The sequence below is a fragment of the Henriciella sp. genome (assembly GCF_049649345.1).
Lineage (GTDB): Bacteria > Pseudomonadota > Alphaproteobacteria > Caulobacterales > Hyphomonadaceae > Henriciella.
Window position 1 is genome coordinate 1 of record NZ_JBARZC010000076.1, and the last position, 6,111, is coordinate 6,111.

The 6,111-nt window shown below is 59.9% G+C and carries 8 protein-coding genes; 7 read left to right on the plus strand and 1 reads right to left on the minus strand.

The genetic code is table 11. The features are described from left to right. The 7 genes from WA989_RS01955 to WA989_RS01985 all read left to right on the plus strand — a co-directional run. On the plus strand, positions 1-188 hold a 188-nt coding region (locus WA989_RS01955; protein WP_424338849.1), incomplete at its 5' end, for a flagellar basal body rod protein FlgC. A gap of 9 nt (positions 189-197) precedes the next feature. After that, positions 198-494 carry a flagellar hook-basal body complex protein FliE gene (locus WA989_RS01960; protein ID WP_424338850.1) on the plus strand — a complete coding sequence of 99 codons (297 nt, stop codon included), beginning with the start codon at positions 198-200 and terminating at the stop codon, positions 492-494. Between the two features lie 12 nt (positions 495-506). Further along, the gene (locus WA989_RS01965; RefSeq protein WP_424338851.1) at positions 507-770 is read left to right on the plus strand and encodes a flagellar biosynthetic protein FliQ; all 264 of its coding nucleotides are present in this window, start codon (positions 507-509) and stop codon (positions 768-770) included. 7 nt (positions 771-777) lie between these two features. Continuing rightward, a complete protein-coding gene (locus WA989_RS01970; RefSeq protein WP_424338852.1) occupies positions 778-2,856 on the plus strand; it encodes a flagellar biosynthesis protein FlhA in 2,079 nt (692 codons plus the stop codon). After that, positions 2,856-3,611, plus strand: a complete 756-nt coding sequence (locus WA989_RS01975) for a flagellar biosynthetic protein FliR (protein ID WP_424338853.1) — start codon at positions 2,856-2,858, stop codon at positions 3,609-3,611. Before WA989_RS01970 ends, WA989_RS01975 begins: the two co-directional genes overlap by 1 nt. Positions 3,612-3,627: 16 nt before the next feature. Further along, positions 3,628-4,704 carry an EscU/YscU/HrcU family type III secretion system export apparatus switch protein gene (locus WA989_RS01980; protein ID WP_424338854.1) on the plus strand — a complete coding sequence of 359 codons (1,077 nt, stop codon included), beginning with the start codon at positions 3,628-3,630 and terminating at the stop codon, positions 4,702-4,704. Then, positions 4,701-5,057 (plus strand): hypothetical protein, encoded by a 357-nt coding sequence (locus WA989_RS01985; RefSeq protein WP_424338855.1) that lies wholly within the window; start codon positions 4,701-4,703, stop codon positions 5,055-5,057. Before WA989_RS01980 ends, WA989_RS01985 begins: the two co-directional genes overlap by 4 nt. Here WA989_RS01985 and WA989_RS01990 read toward each other — a convergent pair. Beyond that, the coding region (locus tag WA989_RS01990; protein WP_424338856.1) for a GGDEF domain-containing protein at positions 5,038-6,111 on the minus strand (1,074 nt) is incomplete at its 5' end. The two genes, WA989_RS01985 and WA989_RS01990, sit on opposite strands and share 20 nt — an antisense overlap.

Sequence of the window (6,111 nt, forward strand, 5' to 3'; positions counted from 1 at the left end):
GTGAGCGCCAGTACGACCCGGCTCACCCGATGGCCGACGGCGAGGGCTATGTGATGATGTCCAACGTCTCGCTCGTGACCGAAATGGCCGACATGCGCGAAGCCAACCGGACCTATGAGGCCAATCTCAATTCCTTTCAGCAGGCACGTACGATGTACAAATCCCTGCTCGACATCCTTCGGCGATAGGGGGCCAAGATGACGAATGTGAATTTTTCAGCCTACGCAGCACTTAACAACATCAAGCCGGGCGACCAGGCCAAACCGGCCGCCAAGCCGGATGAGGCAGGCGGCGCGGTCTCTGAAGGCTTTGCCGCTTTCAAGCAGACCCTCGAGCAGGCCGAACAGACCGCGATCCAGACCGCTGTCAGCGGCGCTGATCCGCACGCCATGGTCGAGGCGCTCGCCAATGCAGAGCTCGCCCTCGATGCGGCTGTGACGATCCGCGACAAGGTGGTCGAGGCCTATCAGGAACTCCTGAGAATGCCGGTCTAGGCCGCTTACCGGATGACTGAGCTTGCGATCTTCGAAATTCTGCGCGGGGCCTTCTGGACAGCTGTCCTGATGGCCCTGCCAATTCTGGGCGTCACGCTTGTGCTCGGCTTTGCGATCGGCCTGATCCAGGCGCTGACCTCCATTCAGGAAATGACGCTGACCTTCGTGCCGAAGATCATGGCCGTCGTCATCGTCTTCTTCCTGACGCTTGGCTACATGACCAATGTCGCGCTTGATTTCTTCAACAATTCAGTGATTCCGCTGATTTCAGGATAGGCGCAGAATGCCCACGTCCAGCCTCTTGAACCTTGCCAAGCCGACGACGCTTCTTGCGATCGGTCTGATGCTGATCATCCTGGTGATGGTCCTGCCAGTGCCGGCCTGGGTGATGGATATCGGCCTGACGCTCTCTTTCGCATTCGCCATCCTCATCTTCACGACGGCGATCTTCATCGAGCGGCCGCTCGACTTCTCGTCCTTTCCGAGCGTCCTGCTGGCCTCGCTGATCCTGCGCCTGGCGCTGAACGTCTCCTCGACGAAGCTGATCATCTCCGAAGGCCATACCGGCACGGATGCGGCGGGCGGCGTCATCGAAGGCTTCGCCATGTTCATCATGGGCGGCAATCTGTTTGTCGGCCTGGTTGTCTTTGCTGTGCTTGTCATCGTGAACTTCATGGTGATCACAAAGGGTGCGGGCCGCATGGCCGAAGTCGGCGCGCGCTTCGCTCTCGACGCCATGCCGGGCAAGCAGCTCGCTATCGACAGTGACCTCGCCGTCGGTGCGATCAGCCATGAGGAAGCCAAGAACAGGCGCCAGAAAGAACAGGAGGAAGCGTCTTTCCTCGGCTCGCTTGATGGTGCCTCGAAATTCGTCAAGGGCGACGCGATTGCGGGCCTCCTTATTACAGCGCTCAACCTGATTGCAGGCATCGGCTTCGGCATCGCCGTCCACGGTCTCAGCATCAATGAAGCCCTTGCGAACTATTCCATCCTGACGGTTGGCGACGGTCTGGTCTCGCAGATCCCATCGGTGATTGTATCAGTGTCTGCCGCGCTCCTGCTCGCCAAGGGCAAGGAAGAGGGCGCGATCGATATCACGCTTCTCAAACAGCTTGGCGCAAACGCTTCTGCGCTCGCCATTGTTGCCGGCATCCTCGCCACGTTCGCGCTCCTGCCGGGCCTGCCTTTCATCCCCTTCATGCTCGCCGCTGGCGGTTTCGGCGCAGCCTCCTACTTTATCCGCCAGGAGGAGAAGGCCAGGGAAGCCGAAGAGGCCGAAGCCAACGCCTACGAGGCGCCCGAACCTGTCGTCATTGGCGATTCCATCCATTCCGATGAAATCCATCTCGAAGTCTCGCCGGACCTTGTCAGCATGGTGCTGCAGGGCTCTGACGGTTTTGAAAGCCGGATCGACAAGATCCGCCGCTACATCGCAGAGGAATATGGCTTCGTTCTGCCCTCCATTCGCATGACGGACAATCCGACCCTCGCCAAGAATGCCTACCGCATCCGCATCCAGGGCGTGAAAGTCGATGGCGGTGTGTTGCGGCCCGGATCGGTGTTGGCGCTCATGGAAGACAAGCAGCTGCCCCACCTGCAGGGTGAGCGCGTGAAGGAGCCCGTCTACAAGGCCTCCGCCCGCTGGCTACCGACGACCAACAAGCAGGAACTTGCCGCTGCCGGTGTCCCCGCCATCGAAGCGACAGAAGTGCTCGCGACTCATATGCTGGAAGTCATCCAGTCGAACTTCTCGCTGGTCTTTACCCGCCTTGTCATGATGGACACGCTCGACGCGCTGACCCGGATTTCCGACAGCGAGCGCGCTGCCGCCAACAAGCGTTTTCTCGACGAGTACATTCCCGGAAAAGTTACGCCGGAACAGCTGCTCGCCGTGCTCCGCCTGCTGCTCGAGGAGCGGGTCTCCATCCGCAATCTCTTCCTCATCATCGAGACGATTGGCGAGGCGAAATCCCAGACGGCCAATATCGGCAAACTGGTCGAAGCGGTGCGCCAGCGCCTCGGCTTCCAGATCGTCGACCGCCTGCAGGATACAGATGGCCGCCTGCCGCTGCTGCAACTCGCGCCCGGCTGGGAAGAAAAATTCAGCGCGCATGAAGTGACCAAGGAAGATGGCGGCTCAGACATTGCCCTGCCGCCCGAACTCTTCGGCGACCTCACCAATTCGGTGCAGACCAAGCTCAACGAATTTGCCCAGAAGGGCGTCACCGCGGCCATCGCGACCTCATCGCGCCGCCGCCGCTTCCTGCAGACCGTGCTTGCGAGCAAGGGCATCCGCAATTCCGTCCTCGCCTATGAAGAAATAGGCGCCAAGAGCAAGCCGTATATCGTCGGCGTTATCTGATGCCGGTGTCTTTGGCCCTGACAGCGGAGCTGACAGGCTGGATCACCCTCATCATGGTGATCATGGCGCGGCTGTCCTTCGTCATCTTCCTGATGCCGGGGATTGGTGAGCAAACCGTTCCGGTCCGTGTCCGCATCGGCCTTCTGCTCGCCTTTTCAACAGCCATCGCCGCTGCCGGTATCCTCCGACAGCCGGATGTCACCGGCCTGCCGGATTTCTTTGTCCTCCTGTTTCTCGAAAGCACGATCGGGCTGTTCCTCGGCGTGCTGCTGCGCCTGTCTATCTGGCTGCTCAGCATGGCCGGGACCCTGGTGGCGCAGGTGATTGGCCTGTCGCAAATGCTCGGGATCGCGCTCGAGACAGAAGCGCAGACGATGACGGCCAACATATTCGCCATGGCCGGCGCCGCGCTGCTGCTGTCGATGGATTACCATATCAGCGTGTTCGTCCGCTTTACCGAACTCTATGGCGAAATCCCGCTCGGCATGATCACCGGGATCGATCCCATGTTCCTGATCCGGAGCGGCTTCGGCGCATTCGGCTTCGCGGTGCTGCTCGCCTGGCCGTTCGTCGCGGTCAACCTGCTCTACAATCTCTGTCTTGGCTTCATCAACAAGGCGCTGCCGTCGCTCATGGTGGCCTTCGTCGGAGCGCCATTCATCGTCGGCGCGGGCATGCTCTTGCTTGCCTTGTCGATGTCCACCATCCTGATGGTCTGGATGGACCGGATTCCGTCCTTGATCGGCTGGCTCTAGGAGGCTGTGAAATCGCATGGCTGAAGACGACCAGAATGGTGGCGGCGAGAAGGAATTCGAGGCCACCGAGCAGCGAAAGCGCGAAGCGCGCCGCGAAGGCAATGTTGCCCAGTCAAAAGAGGCCAACAGCTTTGCCCTGATGGCCGGCATGGCGATCGCTGCCGGCATGTTCGGCATGATTCTGGGCGGCCATATCTTCAATGAATTCCAGTCTGTCTTCTATCACGCCGACAGCTATGCAAATGACATCTTCGCCGGGGGCGGAGAGCAGTCGCGTGCCTGGCTGAGAGGCATTCTGTTCTGGACACTGCCGATATTCATCATCCTCTTCGTCCTCGTCATCGGCGCGCTCCTCCTGCAGGGCTCGATCGCCTTCTCGGCAAAGAAGATCAAGCCGGATATGAAGAAGCTCAACCCGGCTGAAAACATCAAGAAAAAGTATGGCCCCAAAGGCCTGCTCGATTTTGCGCGGGACACTGCGAAGATGCTCTTCGTCGGCTTTCTGGGAGCGATCTTCCTCTACATTTTCGTCGACAAGTACTACGCGTCCAGCGCCGTCCAGCTGTCGCAATTCTTCCAGTTCACCTTCAGCCAGGTGATGTTGCTCATCCTCATCTTCTGCGCCTTCCAGTTCGTTCTGGCCGCAATCGACCTGCCCATTCAGCGCCAGATGCACGCCAATCAGCTCAAGATGACGCGCGAGGACGTGAAAAAAGAGGTCAAGCAGTCCGAAGGCGACCCGCAGATGAAACAGTCGCGGCGCGAGAAGGCCTCCAAGATCACCAAGGGCCAGATGATGCAGAATGTGAAGGAGGCGACCGTCGTCATGGTCAACCCCGAACACTATGCCGTCGCCCTCAAATGGGAACCGGAGTCGAGCAAGGCGCCCGTCTGCGTCGCCAAGGGCGTCGATCATCTCGCCGCCCGCATCCGCGACATCGCAACCGAGAATGGCATTCCGATCTATCGCGATCCGCCCTCGACGCGCTCCATCTACCGGCTCGTTGATGTGGATGAGGAGATCCACCCCGAACACTTCGCCGCTGTCGCGGCCGCGATCAGCTTCGTCGAGCGGCTGAAAGAGCATTTATGAGCCAGCCTGCGATAAAACCGAAAACGGCCAAGACGCTGACACGGCTGGTTTCCCTGCGGCGCCAGCAGGCTGAACAGGCTTTTGCGCAGGCGAGACAGGAGGTCGCTGCAGCCGAGGCGGTGTTGGGCCAGCTTGAAGCGGCCCTGCGCGCAGCGCCCAGCCCGTCCCAAGACTTTGCAGCCTTCAGCCTGTCGGAGCAGAATGGAAATTCAAAACGCCTGCTTGCGCGCATCGCCGATCAGCAACGTCAGATCGACGCGCTAAAGCAGGATATGGCGGAAAAGCGCGAGACGTTGAAGCGCGCGTTCGGGTCCGAACGCCGGCTCGGGGAGATCACTGCCCGGCCGAAATAGTCTCGTCGGAAATCTCGGTCATGCAGACCTGATTACGGCCGGTACGCTTGGCCCGGTAGAGCTGGACGTCCGCCTTCTCGATCAGGGCACCCGGCGTCAGCCCGCTCTCAAAAGCGGCGATCCCGAATGAGGCTGTGATCTGTCCAACTTTCTCGCGCGACTGGCGCACCATAAGCCTCTTAGAGGCGAATTGCTCGCGGATGCCGTCAATCAGCTTCAGCGCTGCCTGGGGCGGGGTCTTCGGCAGCACAATGGAAAATTCCTCGCCGCCATAGCGCGCGACCATGTCGCGGCCCTTGACGTTCTTGCGGATCAGGTTCGCAAACACTTTCAGCACGTCATCGCCGACTGGATGGCCGAACGTGTCGTTTACTGTCTTGAAGTGGTCGATATCGGCCATGACAAGGCATAGGCTTTCGCCTGACTTTATGGCCGCTTCGATCGACTGGCCAAGATGCGCGTTCAAGGCGCGCCGGTTTGCAACGCCCGTCAGCGGATCGCGCGTGCTCTGCTTGCGCACATCGTCAAGTTCGGTGCTGAGTTTCGCAATCTGGGCCTGCGAGGTCTTGAGCCCCGACTGAAGCGAGCGGCTGCGCTCCGCCATCAGCCGGTTTTCCTCGATCAGGCGGTCGAGAATTTCGCGAATATCGGCTTCGGAACCCTGTTCGGGCAGCTCCTGGCCGATGCTGGCGAGTTGTTCCTGGAACCGGTCATTATTGCTGACGCCGCTGCTGACGAGATCAACAACATCGGTCATCTTCCGGCTGAACGCTTTGCCGATCCGCTCCTGCTGAACAGCGGCGTCGTCTTCCGGTAAGGCGTCCTTGCTGAGCTCTTCGATCTCGTACGGGCCAAACTCCTCGCCGCGCTCAATCATCTTGTTGACCGTCTTGACCAGCGCTTCGTCGGCCTGGGTGACATAGGCATACCAGAAGGCATAGGCTTCCGGAGTGGGCGGGGTGTGATGTTCTTCTATCAGGGCGAGGACGGTCTGCGAGACGCGGAAAGCATCCTGCTTGGTTTTGCGAACCTTGTCCTTGTCGCTGATAGAAAC

Excerpts from the sequence above, each read along its gene's own strand:
- WA989_RS01985 (WP_424338855.1), top strand. The coding sequence starts at position 4,701 with ATGAGCCAGCCTGCGATAAAACCGAAAACGGCCAAGACGCTGACACGG.
- WA989_RS01965 (WP_424338851.1), top strand. The coding sequence starts at position 507 with ATGACTGAGCTTGCGATCTTCGAAATTCTGCGCGGGGCCTTCTGGACA.
- WA989_RS01970 (WP_424338852.1), top strand. The coding sequence starts at position 778 with ATGCCCACGTCCAGCCTCTTGAACCTTGCCAAGCCGACGACGCTTCTT.
- WA989_RS01975 (WP_424338853.1), top strand. The coding sequence starts at position 2,856 with ATGCCGGTGTCTTTGGCCCTGACAGCGGAGCTGACAGGCTGGATCACC.
- WA989_RS01980 (WP_424338854.1), top strand. The coding sequence starts at position 3,628 with ATGGCTGAAGACGACCAGAATGGTGGCGGCGAGAAGGAATTCGAGGCC.
- WA989_RS01960 (WP_424338850.1), top strand. The coding sequence starts at position 198 with ATGACGAATGTGAATTTTTCAGCCTACGCAGCACTTAACAACATCAAG.